The sequence below is a fragment of the Rhizobium sullae genome (assembly GCF_025200715.1).
Lineage (GTDB): Bacteria > Pseudomonadota > Alphaproteobacteria > Rhizobiales > Rhizobiaceae > Rhizobium > Rhizobium sullae.
Genome location: NZ_CP104143.1, coordinates 3424596 through 3446212, shown reverse-complemented (window position 1 = coordinate 3446212; position 21617 = coordinate 3424596). Strand labels below are relative to the sequence as shown.

Genomic DNA, 21617 nt, shown 5'->3' with positions numbered 1-21617 from the left:
ACCAACTATTCAAAGGGCAGGAGCCGGTGCATGCGCTGTGCCAGTCCCGGTCTTTGGAACAGTCGGTTGCTCGATTTTTGCCGCCAGCGGGTGCAAATGCAAGGTGCGCGGATTGAACGCTTCGAGGTAAGCGTCGGATCTTCCGATATAGATCATGGTGGACCCGGACAGCATCGTTAGTACCTCAATCAGCGTTGATTGCCATTCCAGTTCAAGCCCTTCCAGCACTTCATCGAAAATGATCCAGCGCGGGCGAACGAGCAGCAGGCGGGCAAAGCCGATCGCCTTCTGCTCGTCGGAATCCAGCACCTTGTCCCAGCGGGCTCGTGTATCGAGACGTGTGACGAGGTGACCAAGGCCGGCTTTTTCAAGTGCTGTTTCAACATCTTCCTTATTGTAGGTGGTCGCCGGCTCCGGGAAGGACAGCGCTTCGCGTAGCGTGCCGCCCGGTACATAGGCTACCTGCGGAAAGAAGAGAATGTCCTTGGCAGGAGGCAGCCCTATCTTGCCGTGGCCGCAGGGCCAGAGGCCGGCGAGCGCCTGGAACAGCAGTTTGCGATTAACATTGTGATCGCCATTGATCATGACCTTCTCGCCAGCCCTGATCGTGACATCCGTCTCGCGAACGGCAAAGCCGCCGCACTCGTCGATCTCCTCGCCGAGCTTGGCTGCGATCGTGACATTCCTGAGGGTCAGCGTATCCGCGTTATCCTCGTAGGCGATCGCATTCTTCGGATTGAGCGGCTCGTCCATGCCCTGCAAGGCGTGGCGGAAATCAGTCACGCGCATCAACGTGGCACGCCATTCGGCAATCGGACCAAAATTGGCGACATACCAGCGCAGTGCGGTGTTCACCTGGTTGAAGGCGCCGACGGACATCATCAGTTCACCGAAGGTCAGGCTTCCCGAAAAATAGGCGGGAGCGGCAACGATGATCGGAATGACGATGACCAGCCAGCCGTAGCCGGCCGAAACCCAGGTGAGGTTGGTGGTCGCCATCGTCAGGCGCTTCAGGATGGCGAGTACCGAGGTGATGTCTCCATTGATCCGCTCACGTTCGTTTTCCTCGCCGCGGGCAACGGTAATCGCTGGCATATTTTCGTTGGCATGCATCAGCGAAAAGCGAAGCTCCGCCTCCTTGGAAAAGCGGTCGGCGTTCAGCCTCACCAATTTCCGGCCGACGATCTGGCTGAGAATCGAGGCGGACGCCGCATAAAAGATCGCGGCCCAGACCATATATCCTGGGATGGCAAAGGCATAGGTGCGGAAATGGAAGACGAAGCCGCTCGAAAGCTCCCAGAGAACGCCGATGAAGCTGACAAGCAGGATCGTCGACTGGAGGAGGCCGAGCGTGAGGCCGGTCGTGCTTTCCGCAAGATTGCGGGCGTCTTCATGCAATCGCTGGTCCGGATTGACGCCGATCAGGCCGGTTGAAGCGAGGCGCAGCGCACGCTTGCGCTTCAGCCATTGATCCACGAGATCGCGGGTTAACCCTTCGCGCATGTAAAGCGCGGTCATCTGATTGAGCCACGCCTGGCCGACGTTCAGGAGCAGCAGTGAACCGGCAATCAGTGCGAAAACCTCAAGCTGATGGAAGAATTCGGTGACGTCCCGGCGTTGTAGGGAATCGTAGAACGGCGCATTCCAGCGATTCAAGATAACCTGGCCATAAGCGGTCGCCAGAATCACAGCAACTAGAATCAGCGCGAGAAGTACGATCTTGCTGCGGACCTTCGAATTCCAGAATGCCGCAAACATCAGCTTCAGGCGATATCCGAGGCTCAGATCGTAACCTACCCTATCCTGTCCTTGAATGCTCGGTCTGACTTTGACGTCGTCTGCCATTATGCTCTTCCATGCGAACCATGATCTTTGATTAACATGGTGACGCGCCCTGTCTATCAACAGATTCTACCAGTCATTAACGCGTGAGTTACCTTGGTTCAACGCGCCACTTCGAGAATCGCGATTGATTCGCGTGGGCTCCAGCGCTATTTAGTGTGCTCCGTGGTGATTTGGCCGGCCGGCTTGCAGCCACGTTAAATAAATCGCTAAAGGGCCGCGTGCGGACCGGTAGCGATTCTTTCGCCGCCGGTTTTTGTTTGCCGGTACCTTTGTTTGATCGAGTGACCGCAATGCCTATCAAGATCCCCGATACCCTGCCCGCTTTCGAAACTCTCGTTCATGAGGGCGTGCGAGTGATGACCGAAACGGCGGCGATCCGTCAGGATATCCGCCCTTTGCAGATCGGGCTTCTCAATCTCATGCCGAACAAGATCAAGACGGAGTTGCAGATGGCACGCCTCGTGGGCGCTTCGCCGCTGCAGGTGGAGCTCTCGCTGGTCCGCATTGGAAACCATAGGGCCAAGAATACGTCCGAAGATCATTTGCTTGCCTTCTACCAGACCTGGGAAGAGGTAAAGCATCGCAAGTTCGACGGCTTCATTATCACCGGCGCACCGATCGAGGCTCTGCCTTACGAGGACGTGACCTATTGGAAAGAAATGGAGCAGATCTTCGATTGGACCGAGACGAACGTTCATTCGAGCATGAATGTTTGCTGGGGCGCAATGGCGGCGATCTACCATTTCCACAAGGTCCCGAAATACGAGCTCAAGGAAAAGGCCTTCGGCGTCTATCGTCACAAGAACCTCAAGCCCTCATCTGTCTACCTCAACGGCTTTTCCGATAATTTCGAGGTGCCGGTTTCACGCTGGACCGAGGTCCGGCGCGCCGATATCGAAAAATCCGCAAACCTCGAAATCCTCATGGAATCCGATGAGATGGGCGTGTGTCTCGCGCACGAGGAAAAAGGCAAGCGGCTCTACATGTTCAACCATGTGGAATACGACTCCACATCGCTTTCGGACGAATATTTCCGCGACGTGAATGCCGGGGTGCCGATCAAGATGCCGCACAATTATTTCCCGCATAACGATCCGTCGCTCGCACCCCAGAACCGCTGGCGCAGCCACGCGCATCTGCTCTTCGGCAACTGGATCAACGAGATTTACCAGACGACGCCTTATAATCTCGACGAAATCGGCACAAAAATCTGAGCTGCAGCCGCCGCTGACCTTGCGGCTGCAGCGTTTCTTTTTGTGCTTGGTGGTTGCGGTCCTTGGCAAATGGGGGCAGGTTCGCGACCTGAAATCAACACAGATTTGGGAATGGCGGACCATGTCAGAAAAGCTCGAACGGGAAGTTTTCGGAACGGCGAAGGACGGCAAAACCGTCTATCGCGTCGAGATCAAGGGCGGTGGTCTCACCGCCAAGATCATGACTTGGGGTGCGGTCATACAGGATCTCCGGCTCGATGGGCATGATGCCCCTCTCCTGCTCGGCTTCGAGGACTTTGCCAGCTATCCGGCCCATTCCGCCTATTTCGGCGCGACGCCCGGCCGCTGCGCCAACCGCATCGGCGATGGCAAATTCATGCTCGATGGCAAGGCCTATCAGCTCGAACTCAACGAAAAGGGCGTTTCGCATCTGCATGGCGGAAGCGACAATATCGCCAAGCGCAACTGGACGATCGTCGAGCATGAGGTCGATCGCGTCGTGCTGAAGATTGTCGACCCGGACGGCCGCGCCGGCTATCCGGGCAATTGCACGGTCCAAGCGACTTACCGGGTCCATGGCAATGGCGAGTTCTCGGTTCTCTATGAAACGACCACCGACCAGCCGACGCTCGCCAATGTCTGCCAGCATGCCTATTTCAACCTCGACGGCCGCGAGAATGCGCTCGGCCACGACATCATGATCGCTGCCGATCATTATCTACCGACCAATGACAAGCAGATTCCGACCGGCGAGGTCCGTCCCGTCGAAGGCACGGTGTTCGATTTCCGCGAAATGGCGCCGATGAAGCGGCTCGAAGGTGGAGAGCAGGCGCTTTACGATCATAATTTCTGCCTTTCGACGGAACGCATGGCAAAGCGCTCCGTCGTACTGGCACGCAGCGTCAATTCAGGTGTCTCGCTGGAGGTTCGGACTACTGAACCGGGAGTGCAGTTCTATGCCGGCTTCAAGCTCGACGTTGCGGTACCGGGCATCGGCGGCCGGAAATACGGGCCCTTTGCCGGTTTCTGCCTTGAAACGCAGGTCTGGCCGGATGCAATCAACCACGAAGGCTTCCCGAATGCGGTGCTGCGCCCAGGCGACGTGCTGCGGCAGGAGACGGACTACATCTTCACGAAGAGCTGATCTCTGCGGGGATATTGCCTCGCCCTTGAACCCTCGTGCCCGTCACGAGGGTTTTATTTTGCCTATATAGATTCAACTTGAAAAGTGGTTCTAAATAGGTTCTATTGCCTATCCATGGATAGAACCAGTCTGGTAGCGGAGCTCAATGCCCGCGGTCTGCGCGATGACGTGATGGCGGGACCGCTGTACAAGCGGTTGGCGCTGGCTTTGACGGGCCTCATTCAGGAAGGCCTTCTTAAGCCGGGGGCGCCTCTTCCCGGAGAGCGTGACCTCGCCGAGGCCCTGAAGCTTGGCCGCGTGACAGTGCGGACCGCCTATCGTGATCTGATGAGTTCCGGTGCATTGGAGTCGCGACACGGCAGCGGTACTTTCGTTTCCAGCAAGGTCGAGCGCATGGAGCAGCCGCTCTGGCGTCTTTCGTCTTTCTCGGCCGATATGCGGTCACGTGGCCGTTCGCCGGCGGCAAGGATACTGTCCCGTACGATCAATTCGCCGTCGCCGGAAGAATCCTTCCTCCTCGGTTTGGGGCAGGATGAGACCGTTCTGCGCTTGGATCGTTTGCGCCTTGCGGATGGCTTGCCGCTGGCGATCGAACGGGCGGTTGTGCCGGTCAAGTTCCTCGGCAACAATGCCGGCGGCGAGGGATCGCTTTATGATGCGCTGGCGGCAAGCGGCCACAAGCCGGTGCGTGCTCTGCAGCGGCTAACCGCCGTGACGCTCGACCCTTCCTCGGCCTCGATGCTGAATGTGAAGACCGGTGCGCCGGCGCTTTTGATCGAACGGATTTCCCGCCTGGAAGATCAGCGGGTCGTGGAATACACCCGCTCGCATTACCGCGGCGATGCCTATGATTTCGTAGCCGAACTGAGAATTGGAGATGACCTATGAGTGAGAACCAGTCGCTGATGCTGCAGGAGGCGGGTCAGTCGCCGGACGTGGTCGCCTCGCTGCTTCAAAAGGAAAAGCCGGTGTTCGCCGAGATCGCCAAGCTGTTTTCCTCGGCTCGTCCGAGCGTGGTGACGACGGCCGCGCGCGGCTCTTCGGACCATGCCGCAACCTTCTTCAAGTATCTCTTTGAAATCACCACCGGTGTTCCCGTGGCCTCGATCGGCCCATCGATCGCGTCTGTCTATGGTACACCTCTGCAGCTGAAGGGTGGCGTTCACTTCACGGTTTCGCAATCGGGCGCCAGCCCGGATATCGTCGCCCTTCAGGAAGCCGCCAAACGCGGCGGCGCGAAGACGATCGCCGTCGTGAACGTCACTGACAGCCCGCTTGCGAAGCAGGCGGATATCGTTCTGGACCTCAATGCGGGTGCGGAAAAGAGCGTTGCCGCGACCAAGTCGTTCATTGCCTCGGTCGCAGCGCTTGCCGGCGTGACGGCTGCGATTGGCAGCAAGGCTGATCTGCAAGCTTCATTGGAGAAATTGCCTGAGGCTCTATCGGCGACTGTGGGTATCGATACAGGTGCGGCAGAAGACGTGCTCTTCGATGCGACCTCGCTTTATATAGCAGGCCGCGGTCCGGCATTCGCGATCGCGCTTGAGGCCGCGCTGAAAGCCAAGGAAACGTCCGGCCTTCACGCGGAAGCCTTCTCGCTGGCCGAACTGATGCATGGCCCGATGCGACTCGTACAGCCGGGTTTCCCGATCGTCGCCTTCATGCCCGACGATGCGGCCTATGCCAACAACGCTCAGGCGCTGGAACGGTTGCAGAAGCTCGGCGCAACGACGGTGCCGTTTTCGGCGCAACCGCTTTCCGGCGTCAATCTGCGCGTGCCGACGACGGGCAACGGCCTGCTCGATCCGCTGGTGTCGCTTCTCGTCTACTATCGCCTGATCGAGTCGGTTACGCGTCGCAAGGGTTTCGATCCGGATAAGCCGGCGAACCTGCTCAAAGTCACGGAGACGATATGATGCCCCGCAAGATTTTCACCGGTGCCCGCATCTTCGACGGCGAGAGGTTCCACGACGGAAGAGCGCTGATCGTTACTAATGGCCGGGTCGAGGCCATCGTTCCGCGTAACGGATTGCCCGAGCGCGAGACGATCTTGCTTGACGGCGGCGTGCTTTCGGCAGGTTTCGTCGATGCGCAGGTGAATGGCGGCGGTGGGCGTATGCTGAACGATGAGCCGTCGGCATCGTCAATGCATATCATCGCCGAGGGGCACCGGCGTTACGGCACGACGGCACTGCTGCCGACGCTGATCACCGATACGGCAGAGGCGACGGCGGCGGCGATCGAGGCCGCGAAGGATGCGGTCAAAACCAACCGCGGCGTGGCCGGTCTTCATCTGGAAGGTCCGCATCTGGCACCCGCCCGTAAAGGTGCGCATCTTGCCGAACTGATGCGCCCGGTCGAAGACATGGATGTCAAAGCCTTAATCCGAGCCCGCGAGGCCATCGGTACGCTGCTCGTGACGATGGCGGCCGAGCAGGTGACGGTCGCGCAGGTTCGCGAACTGAGCGAAGCCGGCGTCATCGTTAGCATCGGTCATTCGGATTGTTCCAGCGAAGCCGCGGAAGAGCGGTTCGATGCCGGTGCGCGCGGCGTCACTCATCTTTTCAACGCCATGAGCCAGATGGGCCATCGCGCGCCCGGTCTGGTCGGGGCCGCGATCGACCATCCGTCGACGTGGTGCGGCATCATCGCCGACGGCCACCATGTCGATCCGAAAGCGCTGCGCACGGCACTTCGTGCCAAGCGCGGGGAGGGTAAGCTCTTCTTCGTGACGGACGCCATGTCGCTGGTTGGATCCGAAAAAGATACGTTCACATTGAACGGCCGCACCGTGCGGCGTGAGAAGGGGGGCTTCTGCTCGAAGCTGGTGCTTTCGGACGGAACGCTTGCCGGATCCGACGTCGATATGGCGTCGACCATCCGCTATGGCGTCACCTATCTCGATCTGACGCTTTCCGAGGCACTGCGCATGGCAACGCTTTATCCGGCCCGCTCTCTCCGGCTCGATGATTATGGCCATCTTTCGCCGGGAGCGCGCGCCGATCTCGTGCATCTGACGGATGCGATCGAAGTTACTGCCACTTGGATCGGCGGCGAAGCGGCCTGAAGTGAAGGAAATGCCATGACCGAGGTTACGGATGCTTACTTTTCCAATCTGATCGGCCGTTTGGAGGTTTTGAAGAAAAGTCTTGAAGAACCGATGGCGAAGGCGGCCGCAGCAATCCTCGATGCGGCACGTAACGACAAGCGCGTTTATGTATTCGGCACTGGCCATTCGCATATGCTGGCTGAGGAGGTGCACTATCGCGCCGGCGGTCTGGCCTTCACCGTGCCAGTTCTGGTCGGCTCTGCCATGCTGCACGAGGGGGCGGTGATCAGCTCAGTCTATGAGCGCACAGAGGGTCTCGTCCGCCCGGTGTTGGAGCGCTACGGCATGCAACCGGGCGATGTCATCGTCATTGCTTCGAACTCGGGCGTGAATGCCGCACCGATCGAGGCTGCGGATTATGGCCGCGAGATCGGCGCCAAGGTGATTGCCATTACCTCGCTTGCCTATTCAAGCGCGATTGCCAACGGCCGCCGCCGGCTCGCGGATATCGCAGATGTAGTGCTGGACAACGGCCTTCCGCCCGGCGATGCCGTGCTCGATCTGGCTGGAAGCGGCCTCAAGGTCGGCCCGGTGTCGACGGCAGTCGGAGCAACGGTGCTGAACGCGATCTTTGCGGAAGTCGCGGCGGAGCTTTCGAAGTCCGGCGATGCACCGGTCTATCTCAGTGCCAACATGCCGGGGGCTGCTGCCGTCAACCAGCAGCTCGTCAAGAAATACCGGCCGCGTAATCCTCACCTCTGAGCCCAACAAAAAAGGCCGGCGTCAGGCCGGCCTCTCTGTCTGACATGTCCGAAGGATCAATCCTTGGCGCGTTCGACGTAGGAGTTGTCTTCCGTTGCGACAACGACGCGGGTGCCGGCGTTGATATGCGGCGGCACCATGGTGCGCACGCCGTTCGAAAGCATTGCCGGCTTGTAGGAGGAAGACGCCGTCTGCCCTTTGACGACCGGTTCCGTCTCGACGATCTCGAGCGTGACGTGGCGCGGCAGTTGGATCGCCAGCGGAATGCCTTCATGGATCGACAGAACGCACGTCATACCTTCCTGGAGGTAAGCCTTCTGGTCGCCCATCGTTTCATTGTCGACGACAACCTGGTCATAGTTCGCCGGGTTCATGAAGTGGAAGCCTTCGCCGTCTTCGTAAAGGAACTGGAAGTTCACGTCTTCGACGAAGGCGCGCTCGACCTGCTCTGTCGTGCGCCAGCGCTCGGACACCTTTACGCCATCAACGATCCGGCGCATGTCCACCTGGGTGACTGGCGTGCCCTTGCCAGGGTGGAAGTTCTGCGCGGTGAGAACGACATAGAGTTTGCCGTCTACGTCGAGAACGTTGCCCTTGCGGACCGAAGAGGCGATGACCTTGACCATAAGACTTCCTTGTAACTCGGCTTTTGGCGTCGTAGAGGGACTGTCGAAAGGGCCTCGATGACGCACATTGTTTTTCGTTGGGGCGCAACTAACCTAAAATCCGGCAAAAGGCCAGCCCTCGCATTGGCTGGCTAGACGAAGAAAGCTGAGTATGAACCTTGTTAGCGCCAAAGCGTCTCCCTGGTGGACGCCGAGCGTCCATGCGGATCGCCGCCCTTTCCTGATCGGGCGGAATGCAATCCAGGGGGCGCTGCGCGGCTACTTCGCTCGCGAGGATTTCATAGAGGTTGACACGGCGACACTGCAGGTTTCGCCGGGAAACGAGGCGCATCTGCACGCTTTTGCAACCGAGGCGCTGACGACAGACGGGCAGGCGACGCCATTCTACCTGCACACCTCGCCGGAATTTGCCTGCAAGAAGCTGCTCTCAGCCGGCGAGCAGCGCATTGCCTGCTTCGCGCATGTCTATCGCAACCGCGAGCGCGGCCCGCTGCATCATCCCGAATTCACGATGCTGGAATGGTATCGTGCCGGCGAAAGCTACGAGACGCTGATGATGGATTGCGTGCGGCTTCTGGCGCTGGCCGCCGAAACCATCAAGACGCCGAAGCTAACCTACCAGGGCGCCGAGACCGACCCCTTTGCTGGGCCTGAACGCATCAGTGTCGCAGAGGCGTTCGAGCGCTATGGAGGCATTGACCTGCTGGCGTCGATCGCCGCAGATGGATCGACGGACCGGGAGTATTTGGCCTCCGAACTGCGCCGGAATGGCATCCGCGTTTCTGCCGACGACGGCTGGGCTGATCTTTTCAGCCGCGCGCTTGTTGAAAAGATAGAGCCGCACTTAGGTTTCGGGCGGGTGACCATTCTTGACGAGTACCCGGTTTCCGAGGCCGCACTTGCCCGTCCCTCGGCGCGCGATCCGCGAGTTGCGGAGCGTTTCGAGCTCTATGCCTGCGGTGTCGAGTTGGCGAACGGCTTCGGCGAACTTACCAATGCGGCAGAACAACGCCGCCGTTTCGAGATCGAGATGGCTGAGAAAGCGCGCATATACGGTGAACGCTACCCGCTCGACGAGGATTTCCTTGATGCGCTTTCGATCATGCCGGAGGCAAGCGGCATTGCGCTTGGCTTCGATCGGCTAGTGATGCTGGCAACGGGCGCATCGCGTATCGACCAGGTGCTCTGGACGCCGGTTGCGGAGTACGGTCGATGAATATCGTCCGGCCGATCAAAAGCGTCGATGACCTGGCGAACGCCGGGTTGGTATCCGATCGCGATCGGCAGGCATTGGAAGAGGTGGCCGCACGATATGCGATCGCTCTGACGCCCACCGTTACCAAGCTAATCGATCGGACCGATGCGGCCGATCCGATCGCGCGTCAATTCGTGCCCGATATAGCCGAGCTTATTGCAACACCTGAAGAGCGCGCCGACCCGATCGGCGATCATGCGCACAGCCCGGTTGAGGGCATCGTGCACCGCTATCCGGATCGCGTGCTGCTGAAGGCCGTGCACGTCTGCCCGGTCTATTGCCGCTTCTGCTTCAGGCGAGAGATGGTCGGTCCTCAAGGGCTTGGCACGCTTGAGCCGGCGGCGATGAAGGCTGCTTTCGACTATATAAGCAGCCATCCGGAGATATGGGAAGTAATCCTCACGGGCGGCGACCCGCTCGTCCTTTCGTCGCGGCGGCTTGATGAGATCACGCGGGAGCTTGCAGCTATCGATCATGTGAAGCTCGTCCGGTTCCACACGCGCGTACCCGTTGTCGATCCGCCGAAGATCGATGCCGCACTGATCGCCGCCTTGAAAGCGAGCGGCAAGACAACTTATATCGCGCTCCACGCCAATCATCCGCGCGAGCTGACAAGCGAGGCCCGTGCAGCCTGTGCACGGCTCGTAGATGCCGGTCTCGTCATGATCAGCCAGTCCGTACTTTTGAAAGGCGTGAACGACGATGCTGCCGTTCTGGCAGATTTGATGAAGGCCTTCGTCGAGACGCGCATCAAGCCTTACTACTTGCATCATCCCGATCTGGCACCCGGCACCAGCCACTTCCGGCTGGCGATCGAGGAGGGTCAGAAGATCGTTTCGTCGCTGCGCGGGCGCATCTCGGGCCTCTGTCAGCCAGCCTATATCCTTGATATTCCAGGTGGTTACGGGAAAGCAGTGATCGGCGAGAGCGCTATCCGGAAGAGCGCGGATGGCTGCTTCTCCGTGTCGGATTACCGGGGCGGCGAACATTCCTACCCTCCCTCCGAGTGACAGAAAGCAAACACAAACGTCTCATTTCCGCACTTTCAGCCCAGATACCAATTTTATCATTTGCGGCAGGAGTAACGGCTAAGTATCTGTCACGAAAAAGATAAAAGCTGTTGCGGCAAGGTAGTTGCTAAAACTTTAAGTGCGAGTCTTCCTCATATTTAACCAGACAAGTTAGCGGAATATTTGGTTTTCCGGCCTAAAAGAACGCTCATGATGAAGGCGATAATCGCCAGCTCGGGATCATGACAATCTTGGAGGTGCTAAGGATGAACAAGACAATCCGCGAACTGCTCGCCAAATTCGGCAAGCTGCCCGTTTCGATCGATCAGGTGGCCGACGACGCCGATCTTTATGCGGTTGGTCTAACGTCCTTTGCTTCCGTGCAACTCATGCTCGGTATCGAAGAAGCCTTCGATATTGAATTCCCGGACAATCTCCTCAACCGCAAGTCCTTTGCCAGCATCTCCGCGATCGAAAAAACCGTCGATATCATCAAGGACAACCGGAAGGTCGCATGATGAACTTTCCGGTCAAGATCACGGAAGACAGTTTTACCGTCAGAACGGCGCGCGTTGCCGAGATCGCGGCGAAATATGCCGACGATGTCGACGCCGAAAGCCGCTTTCCGCGCGAGGCTGTCGACGCAATGAAAGCCGAGCGGCTGCTCGGCATTCAGGTGCCGCGCCATCTCGGCGGCGAGGGCGCTTCAACGACCGAAATCGCTGAACTCTGCTCCGTTCTTGGCCAGGCCTGCGCCGCGAGTGCCATGGTTTTTGCCATGCACCACATCAAGCTTTCGAGCGTTGCCGAGCACGGTACCGAAAGCGAATGGCATGCAGGCTTCATGCGGCGCATCGCGGCCGAGCAATTGCTCATCGCATCGGCGACAACCGAAGGCGGTATCGGCGGCAACCTGCGCAACAGCATCTGCGCCATCGAAATCAGCAGCGACAGCTGCCGTCTCGAAAAGGACGCGACCGTCATCTCCTACGGCTCGCATGCCGACGCGATCCTTGTTACCTCGCGCAGCCATCCGGAGGCTGCCTCCTCCGATCAAGTTCTGACCGCCTTTCTCAGGGACCAATACACACTCGAGCGCACGCACGTCTGGAATACGCTCGGCATGCGCGGCACCTGCTCCGACGGCTTCCTCTTCAAGGGGGAAGCGCCCGCCGTTCAGATCCTGCCGAAGCCTTTCGCCGAGATCGCCGCACAATCGATGCTCGCTTCGTCGCACCTGCTCTGGAGCGGCGTGTGGTATGGCATCGCGGTCGATGCCGTTTCCCGCGCGCAGGCTTTTGTCCGCGCCGCCGCCCGCAAGTCTCCCGGTACTCCACCTCCCGGTGCGCTGCGGCTCGCGGAAGTCTCCAACCTGCTGCAGATGGTGAAATCGAACGTCGTGGCCGGTCTCAAAGCCTATGAAGATGCCAAGGCCGATCCGGACAAGCTTTCCTCGATGGGCTTTGCGGTGGCAATGAACAACGTGAAGATTGCGTCGTCGGAAACGATCCTGGAGATCGTCAACCACGCCATGCTGATCTGCGGCATCATGGGCTACAAGAACGGTACGCCCTTCAGCCTCGGCCGTCATTTGCGCGACGCCCATTCCGCACAGCTTATGATCTCGAATGACCGCATCCTCGGCAACACGTCGAGCATGCTTCTCGTCCACAAGCAGGACACTAGCCTATTGGGGTGACAGTCATGGATATGCAGACCTCGTTTTTGGACCGGCTCTTCGAATCCGGCCTTTTGATCGATACCGGTATCGATGGTCTTTATGGCCGCAGCGGACAGTTCGAAGACGTCATCACTGCCTTCGAGCGCCTGATCGACAAATTCGGCGGTGCCGATGGTGCCGAAGCCATGCGCTTTCCGCCCGGCATGAACCGCGCCCTCTTCGAAAAGAGTGGTTACATGAAAAGCTTCCCGCAGCTTGCTGGCACTGTCCACAGCTTCTGCGGCAGCGAACTTGACCACATGAGCCTGCTTCAGTGCATAGAAGTCGGCGACGACTGGACAAAGGGCCAGGAAGCGACGGATATCGTGCTTACGCCGGCCGCCTGCTATCCGCTTTACCCAGTGATCGCCAAGCGCGGCAATCTGCCTGCCAAAGGCGGTCTCTTCGACCTGCAGTCCTATTGCTTCCGCCATGAACCATCGAAGGACCCCGCCCGCCAGCAGCTTTTCCGCATGCGCGAATATGTCTGCATGGGCACGGAAAGCCACGTCACCGACTTCCGCCAGCGCTGGATGGATCGCGGTGTCGAGATGATGAAGCAGGTCGGCCTCGAAGTCGTCATCGACGTCGCCAATGACCCATTCTTCGGCCGCGCGGGCAAGATGATGGTCAATAACCAGCGTGATCAAAACCTGAAGTTCGAGCTGCTGATCCCGATCACATCGACCGCCAAGCCGACGGCCTGCATGAGCTTCAACTATCATCAGGACTCCTTCGGCCAGAAGTGGGGTCTCAATCTCGAAGACGGCAGCGTCGCACACACTGCCTGCGTCGGCTTCGGTCTCGAGCGCATCGCGCTTGCGCTGTTCCATCATCACGGACTCGACGTGAAGGAATGGCCGGCGGATGTCCGCAAGGCGCTCTGGGGCTGAGCGGTCTTATGTCCTCCGTCTTCCTGGCCATCCGTCCAGATGGCTACCGCCAGCATGCCCTGCACTCCAGCGAGCGCATGTGGCCGGAAACAAACTGCTATATCGACCTCTGGATCGAAGTGCTGAACACGCTAGGTCTGCCGCCTGAAGCGATGCTCGGCTTCACGCTGACGCAGGATTTCGAGGGGGATCAGTTCACCTTCTTCAAGGTGCGGCTCGAAGATCTCGAGGCGCTCTACGACATCCGTGTCACCGAACTCGCAATCTTCGACCGCGTCGAGCATCACATCGAAACGCAGATCGGGCGGGGCCGTCTCTGCCTGATCGAGATGGACTCCTTCTATATGCCGGACACTCAGGGCACCGCCTATCGTTCCGAGCATGGCAAGACGACTGTGGCCATCAATCGGCTGGACACTGCCGCGAAGCGTGTCGAGTATTTTCACAATGCCGGCTATTTTGAACTCGAGGGCGAGGATTTCGACGGTCTCTTCCAATCGCAACTGACGGATAAGGATCGGCCCTTCCTGCCTTATACCGAATTTGCAAAATTTCCGCGAACGTTTGCCGGCGAGAATTATATCCGGGATGTGGCTGGCCGTCTTTTCAAGGTCCATTTTTCGCGCCGGCCCGCCGACAATCCGATCCGCGCCTTCGCCAAACAATTCCCGCAGCAGGTGGAGGCTATCGCAGAGCGGCCTTTCGGCTTCTTTCACAAATACGCCTTCAACACATTGCGACAGTTCGGCGCCAATTTCGAGCTGGCTGCAGATCATCTCGCGTGGCTTTCGCGGGGCAAGTTCGTGCAAGCCGAAGAGAGTGCCCGGCGCATCTCCGAAGTGGCGAAGTCGGTACAATTCCAGCTTGCCCGGGCCGTCACGCGCAGGAAGTTCGAGCCATTGCAGACGGCGCTTGATCCGGCGGCAGATGCGTGGGATGCCATGATGACGTCGATTTCCGATCGGCTTTGATACCGGGGGCTTGAGCATGCGGGGGAGGTTGGCGAGCGTCGGTGCCGAAGAGGTCTTGCTTTCCGAAGGCTGGAATCTGGTTTTGACGGAACCGGGAACCTGCGCGACGCCGCGCGACATTCCGCCTTCTTCGAAGTTCATTGCCGCGCCCGTTCCCGGTACAGTGGCTGACGCTCTGGAGCGCGCGGGTCTCTTCGATCGCGAAAATCCGGAGCCGCTGAATACCAAGGACGCTTGGTATGTCTGCAGGCTCTTCGAGGCCGTGCCTGGCGATGCTATCCTTCGTTTTGAAGGGCTTGCGACGCTCTGCCATGTTTTTCTGAACGGCCAGGAAATCCTTTTTTCCGAAAGCATGTTTGCGGCGCATGAGATCCCGGTCACGCTTGTGGGCGGCGATGATGTCGCCCTTTGCTTCCGTGCCCTCGGTCCCCGTCTAACGGAGCCCGGCGCCCGCGCCCGCTGGCGTCCCCAGATGATAGTACCGCAAGGGCTCAAGAATGTTCGCACGACGTTGCTTGGCTACATGCCTGGCTGGTGCCCCGAAATTCATGCTGTCGGTCCTTGGCGGCCGATTACGCTTGTCCGCCGCAGCGTGATGTCGATCGACAACGTCTCGATCCGGGCTGTGTTGGAAGAGAGCGGCATCGGCCGTCTCAGCGTTTCGCTGCACACGGACGCTGAAAATCCCGAGATGCTGTTTCGCTGCGGAGAGGTGGAGCAAAACTTCGAGAAGGTCGGCGGAAATCATTATTCGGCGATCCTCAAACTTCCGAAGGTCACGCCGTGGTGGCCACATACGCATGGGACCCCGCATCTTTACGGACCGATGCTCGTTGCGGATGGCATCGAATATTCGCTCGGCAAGACCGGCTTCCGGCGGATCGAAGTCGGTCATGGTGTCGATGGCAACGGGTTCGGCCTTCGGGTGAATGGCGATCCCGTCTTCTGCCGTGGTGCTGTCTGGACGACGGCTGACATCGTTCGACTGCCGGGTGCGCGCGCCGACTACGAGCCCTTCCTGCGCCTTGCTGCCGGCGCGGGTATGAACATGATCCGCATCGGCGGCACGATGGCCTATGAGACGCCAGAGTTCTTCGGGCTCTGCGATGAACTCGGCATTCTCGTTTGGCAGGACTTCATGTTCGCCAATTTCGACTATCCGCGAAGCGACAAATCATTCATGGGACATGTTCATGCAGAGGTCGAAGGGTTCCTTCATGGAGTCCAGGCCTCTCCTTCGCTTGCGGTTCTTTGCGGCGGGAGCGAGATTCATCAGCAAGCCGCGATGCTTGGGCTACCGCAGGAATTCTGGAACAGCCCACTGTCGGAGGACGTCATCCCGGCGATTGCAGCGCGTATGCGCCCCGATGTGCCCTATGTGCCGAACTCCCCTCATGGTGGGGCCATGCCTTTCTCGCCAAATGCCGGCGTCACGCATTTTTACGGCGTCGGCGCCTACATGCGCCCGCTCGAGGACGCCCGTCGCGCCGATGTTCGCTTTGCCGCCGAAAGCCTCGCCTTCGCCCATGTTCCGCAGCAAAAGACGCTGCAGCGGCATCTGGATGTCCCGGCGGTCCATAGTCCGCTGTGGAAGGCTCGCGTTCCGCGCGATCGAAGTGCCTCCTGGGATTTCGAGGATGTTCGCGACTTCTACCTGGAGGAACTTTATGACGTCGACCCAGCGGCGCTGCGCCGGGAAAATCCTGAGCACTATCTCGATCTGTCCCGTGCCGTCACCGGCGAGGTTCTAACGGAAACCTTCGCCGAATGGCGGCGCAAGGGTTCGAACTGCAATGGTGCTCTTGTCTGGACGCTTCAAGATATTCTGCCCGGTCCCGGCTGGGGCGTTGTCGATTCGACCGGGGAGCCGAAGCCGGTCTGGTATGCAATGCGCCGCGCCTTCCGCACGGTTCAGGTGCTGCTGACGGACGAGGGCACGAACGGCCTCGACGTCCATGTCATCAATGAAACCGGCGAAAGCTTGCCCGTTGAACTTGAAGTCGTCTGCCTGCGAGACGGCAAGCAGAGGGCCGTCGGCGGCAGCCGTGCATTGGCAATCGCGCCAAGATCCAAGGAAAAACTCGCGGCAACCGAGCTCTTCGGTGCATTTTTTGACACGACTTATGCTTTCCGTTTCGGTCCGCCTTCCCATGACGTGACCGTCGCACGGCTGCGCTCCGCCGATGGCGACCTTCTCGCCGAAGCATTCCATTTCCCGCTCGGACGGTCGAAGGCGCTTCATGACGCGACGATCGAGGCATCGGTCCTAAGGGATGGCGATGCCTGGTTAATCGATCTGAGGACCGATCGGCTGGCACAATCGGTGCATCTCGATATCGATGGCTTCCGGGTGGATGAGGATTGGTTCCACCTCGCGCCCGGCACTTCCAAGCGCGTGCAGCTGCGACCCATCCGGGGGATGGCGGAAGATGAAGTGCCGACGGGCGATGTCAGAAGTCTAGGCAGTTCGCGCCGTTTCGGGCTTCAGGCTTAACGATCCATGCAGAAGGCCAAGATCGACACAACCGGAAAGGCTGCAGCTTGAGAACGACGTACCGCTTTCTCCGCGCCCATGTACTTCAGCGGCTCGTCCCGAAATCACCTCTCGCCTTCGATCCCGACAAGCCGTTGGAGGTCGTGGGCTATTTTTCCATGGCCGCGGGGGTCGGGGAATCCGCTCGGCTCTGCGTTGGCGCCTTGTCTGATTCAGGACTTGGCATCCAATCTGCCGATGTCAGCACACGTTCAGGCGAGAGCTCGCTTGTCGAATGGGCGCCGTCACGGGTGCCAGCCACCCGTCCGGGTACGCGTATCTGGCATCTCAATCCCCCCATGTTGCCGCGCGCTATCCTGAGGAAAGGTATTGGGAATTTTCCTCGTGCCTTCAATATCGGTTACTGGGCCTGGGAACTGGAAGAAGTGCCGGCCGAATGGCGGAACGCCATGCGTTACATGAATGCGATCTTCGTCCCGTCGGAATTCACCAAACGGGCGATCCAGCCGTTTACGTCCGCACCCGTCATCATTGTCCCGCATCCGGTAACGGAAAAACCCGCCGCCGAAGGCGTTCGTCGGAAATTCGCCATCGAGGAGGATGCCTTTCTCGTCAGTTTCATTTTCAGCGCCGGCTCGTCAATCAATCGAAAGAACCCGCAGGCGGTCATCAAAGCCTTCCAGATCTTCAGCGCCGAGTACCCAAACGCCTTTTTGCTGATGAAGACCAGTGGCGATATCGGCAAGGACGAGGGGTTGCAGGCGCTCGCGCGCTCCGTTGAGGGAAGCAGCCGAATCAGGATCGTCACAGACAACCTTACAAGTTCCGAAATCAACGGGCTTATCCGGGATTCCGATGCCTATCTTTCACTACACCGTTCCGAAGGCTTTGGCCTGACGGTCGCCGAGGCTATCATGCAGCGAACGCCGGTCGTTTCCACCAACTGGTCGGGCACGGTGGATTTCTGCGATTCCGAAAATACTTGGCTGGTCGAGTCCCCTCTTGTTCCGGTGGCGGATGAACATCCGGAATTTGCGCGGTTGAAAAACGCGGTCTGGGCAGACCCTTCGCCGGAGCAGGCCGCGGCGCATCTTAGGCAGATATTTCTCGCGCCCGAGGCCGCCCGGCAAAAGGCCGAAAACGCCCGTACATTCCTGTTGAGCTATCTGGCGGCGCACACCTATGAGAAGGCGTTTTCAGCGCTTGCGATGACGCGCAGCCAGCCAAGCTGACGCTGCTCTGCTTTGTTTTAACATTTTCACTTTAAGGGTGATTTAATCCGGGCCAACCCGGCCTTCAGGCGGATGGATAGATGTCGAAAGGAATTATAGGAAACTCGATGATGAATGGGGCTGCAGGTATGCTGCTGCTTCTGACCGGTTTCGTTTCCTCGATCATAACCGCCCGCATGCTCGGTCCCGAAGCCAACGGCATCGTCGCCTTTTCCCTCTGGCTGGTGGTGATCGGCGCTTCAATCGCCGAACTCGGTTCCAGCATCACCCTGCTCAAGACATTGCCGCAGCTAACCGCCCAAGGGTTTGATGAAAGGCGGCGACGCGGTTTTGCCGCCATCCTCGTCACCTTCATGGTCTGTTCGACAATAGTGCTTCTGGCGCTTTATGCCGCCTTTTTCCTGACATCGGAGGAAATGCACTGGGCGGAAACCGCGCCCTCCGTTGCGCTGGTGACGGGTATCCTATTCTTCATCCAGGCGATCGGCTCCTTCGTTAAATTCTACCTGATCGGCGAGAAGCGGCTTGGCGCCTTCTTTCGGCTGACGATCGTCGTCTCCCTCATCCAGCTGGTTGGTGTAGTCATCGGCGCGGTCACTCATGGTGTCGAAGGCGTCCTGATCGGTTATGCCGCCGGCCAGCTTGTGCTTTTTATTGCTACGCTGCCGGTCCTTCTCGCCCGGCGCGACTGGTGCGGCATCTCGCTGAAATATCTCGCCTCGTCGTCGGCCATCCTGTCGATTCAGTTCATCATCGATTCCATCTTTCTCAACCGTCTCGAACTTTTGTTCCTGCAGCAATTCTGGTCGGTGGAGATGGTCGGCTACTATGCTGTCGGTCTGTCGATCGCCAATATCGCCCTGCAGCTTCCCATCCAGATGACGGGCAGCCTGCTGCCCTATTATTCGGAGCGGCGGCACAAAAGCGACGACTCGACGCTTCCGGTGGAAGTCTTCTCGGCGGTCACGCGCAGCATGGCCTATATCGTCCTGCCGATGAGTTTGGGGCTTGCCGCAATCTCCAGCGAACTCGTGGTGGTGGTGTTCGGCGAGGCCTTCCGCCGGAGCGGGCCGGTGGTCGCCCTGCTGGCGCTTGTCGCTCCCGCCTATACCTGCATGCAGATCCTCAGCCTCTACCTGCTGTCGATGGACAGAGCCCGCGCCCGTCTCACCATCAGTGTGATTGGTGGCCTAATAATGGTAGTGGGTTGTTTACTGATTGTACCTAGGCTTGCAGCTGAGGGTGCCGCGCTCGTGCGCATAGCCGTCTTTGTTGCAATGTCGGTTATGATGATCAAGCAAACCGGATTTGGATATCGACTTTCAGGACTCTACGTCAGCCTGATCAAGGTCACTCTGGCCTCGATTCTGTGCGCGTGCGGAGCTCTCGCCGTGCTGGCCTTCATTCCAGGTCCTGTCGGACTTGTCGCTGCTATTGCGGGTGGAGCGCTCTCCTATTTTGCTGCGCTGAGGGTCCTTCATGCCGTGCCGCTCGAAGACATCGAGGTGATCCGCTCTATCCTCGACAAAGTGCCGATGCTGCTTCAGGTGCCTGCAAGGCGTGCGGTCGATTTCATCACGGCGTCTTCGAACGGCCGGAAAAATGACACACCCTCCGACGAGGAATTTTCACAGGAGCCGGCCGAGGGGGCAGGGCGTAGCGCGGCCCTGCCTGTCGTCTTTGACGGCACGATTGGCCTGTTCATGCCTGAAAGCTCTGCGGCTACCAAGCGCTCGGCTGCGGTTCTCTTCGTCAGTCCCTGGGGCTTCGAGGAAATGTGCAGCCGTAAGTTCTTTCGTGTCGCAGCAGAACATTTCTCGGATATCGGCGTGCCGAGCCTGCGTTTCGACTACCGCGGCACTGGCGATGCGCTGGATTTCGGCGCTCTGCCGGCAAGCCTGGAGACATGGGAAAACTCGATCCGTGCGGCCGCAGCAAAACTCAAGTCGCTCAGCGCATGCGACCGGATCATCCTTATGGGACAGGGTCTTGGCGCCACGCTCGCTCATCGAATCGGTCATGCGATCGAGGACGTGGATAGCGTCGTCATGCTCGCGCCGGTCCTGAACGGCCGAGGTTATCTCCGCGAAGTCAACATGTGGTCGAAGCTCATCCATGCCGATCTCGGCCTCGGAAAAGAGCACGTCCAGAGTGATATGGTACAGATCGCCGGCCTGATCATGCCGGAGGCAATCGCCGCCGAAATCGGCAAGCTCAAGATAACCTCGCCGCAGAGCCTTGCCGCGCCGAACTACCTGATCGTCGAACGTCCGACGCGCGCTGAAGATACTGGCTTTGCAGAAGCCCTGCAGGCGCTCGGCGCGAATGTCGAGCAGAAAGTTTTCGAAGGCTATGACGAGCTGGCAACCAATCCGCTCTTCGCCAAGACGCCAATGGCCGTCGTGGGTTTGCTAACGCAATGGCTCGAAAAGACGACGGCTTTTTCCTCCAGCCATTATCCCATTGTGCTTGAGAACCAGGTGCTCGTCGGCGACGGATTCGAAGAAATCCCGGTGCGCTTCGGAAGTCATGACCATCTCGTCGGCGTCGTTAGCAGGCCACTTGGTCAGGCGAAGGGAAATGCGGTGCTTTTCATGTCGACGGCTTACGACCGGCATGCGGGCTGGGGCAGAACGACGGTCGACATGAGCCGCGAGCTGGCGCGCCAAGGCATCGTCTCGCTACGTTTCGACTCGGCAAACGTCGGAGACAGCGTGCCGCGTCCGGATGCGCCTGAGCAGGTCCTCTATTCAGCTAGCCAGACGGATGATGCGATCGCTGCACTCGACCTGCTCGAGACGTTCACTTCGGGACCCGTCATGGTCGCCGGCCGCTGCAGCGGCGGCTATCTTGCTTTCCGTGCCGGGGTCGCCGACGAAAGGCTAAAGGCTGTAATTTCGATCAATCCCTTCGTCTACTATTGGGACCCGAAGATGCCTGTTCGCAAGGAACACGTCGTTTCGGTGCCCCGCAGCTTCGACGATTACGGCCAGCGGCTTGCCCGGCTCGATACAATGAAGCGGCTGCTGCGCGGGGAGGTGGACGTGTTTGCGGCGCTGCAGAATATATTCATCGCCGCCGGTCGCCGGCTGTCGCCGAGGATCGCGCCGCTGATCGAGTTGCTTCCCGAGCGGGGGCATATCGCCCGCGAGGTCCGGCAATCATTCACGCTCTTCGGCCAGCGCAAGGTGCCTTTAACGCTCATCTATAGCGAAGGCGACGTAGGACTTGACCATATGTACTTCCATTTCGGCCCTGGCGGTCGCAAGCTGTCGCGCTATCCGAACGTGCGGATGTTGATGCTGCAGAATGCCGACCACAATCTGACGCCGCCGGAATCGCGCCGCATCGTGCTTGATGAGATCCTTCGTCTCGCCAAGGCTTGAGCGGCATCCCACGTGG

The 21617-nt window shown here is 59.2% G+C and carries 17 protein-coding genes and 1 riboswitch; of the genes, 15 read left to right on the top strand and 2 right to left on the bottom strand.

Going from position 1 to position 21617, the window contains the following annotated elements:
• Positions 1-9: 9 nt before the first annotated feature.
• Positions 10-1845, bottom strand: a complete 1836-nt coding sequence (locus N2599_RS17255) for an ABC transporter ATP-binding protein/permease (protein WP_027512090.1) — start codon at positions 1843-1845, stop codon at positions 10-12.
• A 152-nt stretch (positions 1846-1997) separates the two neighbouring features.
• Positions 1998-2075: riboswitch (SAM riboswitch) on the top strand.
• A gap of 60 nt (positions 2076-2135) precedes the next feature.
• On the opposite strand from N2599_RS17255, the gene metA reads away from it, so the two are divergent.
• The 6 genes from metA to N2599_RS17225 all read left to right on the top strand — a co-directional run bounded on the left by metA (position 2136) and on the right by N2599_RS17225 (position 8014).
• The gene (gene metA, locus N2599_RS17250) at positions 2136-3059 is read left to right on the top strand and encodes a homoserine O-acetyltransferase MetA (protein WP_027512091.1); all 924 of its coding nucleotides are present in this window, start codon (positions 2136-2138) and stop codon (positions 3057-3059) included.
• Positions 3060-3180: 121 nt separating this feature from the next.
• Complete coding sequence (locus N2599_RS17245; protein ID WP_027512092.1) at positions 3181-4203, top strand: aldose epimerase family protein; 1023 nt, start codon at positions 3181-3183, stop codon at positions 4201-4203.
• Between the two features lie 114 nt (positions 4204-4317).
• Positions 4318-5091: a GntR family transcriptional regulator gene (locus N2599_RS17240; protein WP_027512093.1), complete on the top strand. Its 774-nt coding sequence runs from the start codon at positions 4318-4320 to the stop codon at positions 5089-5091.
• On the top strand, positions 5088-6119 hold the full coding sequence (locus N2599_RS17235) for an SIS domain-containing protein (protein ID WP_027512094.1): 1032 nt from the start codon (positions 5088-5090) through the stop codon (positions 6117-6119). Before N2599_RS17240 ends, N2599_RS17235 begins: the two co-directional genes overlap by 4 nt.
• Entirely contained in the window at positions 6119-7270 is a 1152-nt protein-coding gene (gene nagA / locus N2599_RS17230) for an N-acetylglucosamine-6-phosphate deacetylase (RefSeq protein WP_027512095.1), read from the top strand. Before N2599_RS17235 ends, nagA begins: the two co-directional genes overlap by 1 nt.
• 15 nt (positions 7271-7285) lie before the next feature.
• Entirely contained in the window at positions 7286-8014 is a 729-nt protein-coding gene (locus N2599_RS17225; protein WP_027512096.1) for an SIS domain-containing protein, read from the top strand.
• A gap of 56 nt (positions 8015-8070) precedes the next feature.
• Here the strand turns inward: N2599_RS17225 and efp are convergent, their stop codons facing one another.
• Entirely contained in the window at positions 8071-8640 is a 570-nt protein-coding gene (gene efp, locus N2599_RS17220; RefSeq protein WP_027512097.1) for an elongation factor P, read from the bottom strand.
• Positions 8641-8791: 151 nt separating this feature from the next.
• Here efp and epmA point away from each other — a divergent pair, with 151 nt between their 5' ends.
• From epmA to N2599_RS17175, 9 genes are all read left to right on the top strand, one after another.
• A complete protein-coding gene (gene epmA, locus N2599_RS17215) occupies positions 8792-9856 on the top strand; it encodes an EF-P lysine aminoacylase EpmA (RefSeq protein ID WP_027512098.1) in 1065 nt (354 codons plus the stop codon).
• Positions 9853-10905: a lysine-2,3-aminomutase-like protein gene (locus N2599_RS17210; protein ID WP_027512099.1), complete on the top strand. Its 1053-nt coding sequence runs from the start codon at positions 9853-9855 to the stop codon at positions 10903-10905. The genes epmA and N2599_RS17210 overlap by 4 nt, the downstream gene beginning before the upstream one ends.
• A gap of 266 nt (positions 10906-11171) precedes the next feature.
• Entirely contained in the window at positions 11172-11423 is a 252-nt protein-coding gene (locus tag N2599_RS17205) for an acyl carrier protein (RefSeq protein WP_027512100.1), read from the top strand.
• Entirely contained in the window at positions 11423-12604 is a 1182-nt protein-coding gene (locus tag N2599_RS17200) for an acyl-CoA dehydrogenase family protein (RefSeq protein ID WP_027512101.1), read from the top strand. Before N2599_RS17205 ends, N2599_RS17200 begins: the two co-directional genes overlap by 1 nt.
• Positions 12605-12609: 5 nt before the next feature.
• Positions 12610-13518 (top strand): amino acid--[acyl-carrier-protein] ligase, encoded by a 909-nt coding sequence (locus N2599_RS17195; RefSeq protein WP_027512102.1) that lies wholly within the window; start codon positions 12610-12612, stop codon positions 13516-13518.
• A gap of 8 nt (positions 13519-13526) precedes the next feature.
• The gene (locus N2599_RS17190; protein WP_037142986.1) at positions 13527-14489 is read left to right on the top strand and encodes a DUF1839 family protein; all 963 of its coding nucleotides are present in this window, start codon (positions 13527-13529) and stop codon (positions 14487-14489) included.
• Between the two features lie 16 nt (positions 14490-14505).
• Positions 14506-16983, top strand: coding sequence for a glycosyl hydrolase 2 galactose-binding domain-containing protein (locus tag N2599_RS17185; protein ID WP_027512104.1), 2478 nt, complete (start codon positions 14506-14508; stop codon positions 16981-16983).
• A gap of 47 nt (positions 16984-17030) precedes the next feature.
• Positions 17031-18215 (top strand): glycosyltransferase family 4 protein, encoded by a 1185-nt coding sequence (locus N2599_RS17180; RefSeq protein ID WP_027512105.1) that lies wholly within the window; start codon positions 17031-17033, stop codon positions 18213-18215.
• An 80-nt stretch (positions 18216-18295) separates the two neighbouring features.
• Positions 18296-21601, top strand: a complete 3306-nt coding sequence (locus N2599_RS17175) for an oligosaccharide flippase family protein (protein WP_027512106.1) — start codon at positions 18296-18298, stop codon at positions 21599-21601.
• Positions 21602-21617 lie beyond the last annotated feature (16 nt).

Bases quoted from the DNA above. Each gene is read 5' to 3' on its own strand.
- N2599_RS17210 (WP_027512099.1), top strand. From the start codon at position 9,853: ATGAATATCGTCCGGCCGATCAAAAGCGTCGATGACCTGGCGAACGCC.
- efp (WP_027512097.1), bottom strand. From the start codon at position 8,640: ATGGTCAAGGTCATCGCCTCTTCGGTCCGCAAGGGCAACGTTCTCGAC.
- metA (WP_027512091.1), top strand. From the start codon at position 2,136: ATGCCTATCAAGATCCCCGATACCCTGCCCGCTTTCGAAACTCTCGTT.
- N2599_RS17205 (WP_027512100.1), top strand. From the start codon at position 11,172: ATGAACAAGACAATCCGCGAACTGCTCGCCAAATTCGGCAAGCTGCCC.
- N2599_RS17255 (WP_027512090.1), bottom strand. From the start codon at position 1,845: ATGGCAGACGACGTCAAAGTCAGACCGAGCATTCAAGGACAGGATAGG.
- nagA (WP_027512095.1), top strand. From the start codon at position 6,119: ATGCCCCGCAAGATTTTCACCGGTGCCCGCATCTTCGACGGCGAGAGG.
- N2599_RS17185 (WP_027512104.1), top strand. From the start codon at position 14,506: ATGCGGGGGAGGTTGGCGAGCGTCGGTGCCGAAGAGGTCTTGCTTTCC.
- N2599_RS17235 (WP_027512094.1), top strand. From the start codon at position 5,088: ATGAGTGAGAACCAGTCGCTGATGCTGCAGGAGGCGGGTCAGTCGCCG.
- N2599_RS17175 (WP_027512106.1), top strand. From the start codon at position 18,296: ATGTCGAAAGGAATTATAGGAAACTCGATGATGAATGGGGCTGCAGGT.
- N2599_RS17245 (WP_027512092.1), top strand. From the start codon at position 3,181: ATGTCAGAAAAGCTCGAACGGGAAGTTTTCGGAACGGCGAAGGACGGC.
- N2599_RS17240 (WP_027512093.1), top strand. From the start codon at position 4,318: ATGGATAGAACCAGTCTGGTAGCGGAGCTCAATGCCCGCGGTCTGCGC.
- N2599_RS17190 (WP_037142986.1), top strand. From the start codon at position 13,527: ATGTCCTCCGTCTTCCTGGCCATCCGTCCAGATGGCTACCGCCAGCAT.
- N2599_RS17200 (WP_027512101.1), top strand. From the start codon at position 11,423: ATGAACTTTCCGGTCAAGATCACGGAAGACAGTTTTACCGTCAGAACG.
- N2599_RS17225 (WP_027512096.1), top strand. From the start codon at position 7,286: ATGACCGAGGTTACGGATGCTTACTTTTCCAATCTGATCGGCCGTTTG.
- epmA (WP_027512098.1), top strand. From the start codon at position 8,792: ATGAACCTTGTTAGCGCCAAAGCGTCTCCCTGGTGGACGCCGAGCGTC.
- N2599_RS17195 (WP_027512102.1), top strand. From the start codon at position 12,610: ATGGATATGCAGACCTCGTTTTTGGACCGGCTCTTCGAATCCGGCCTT.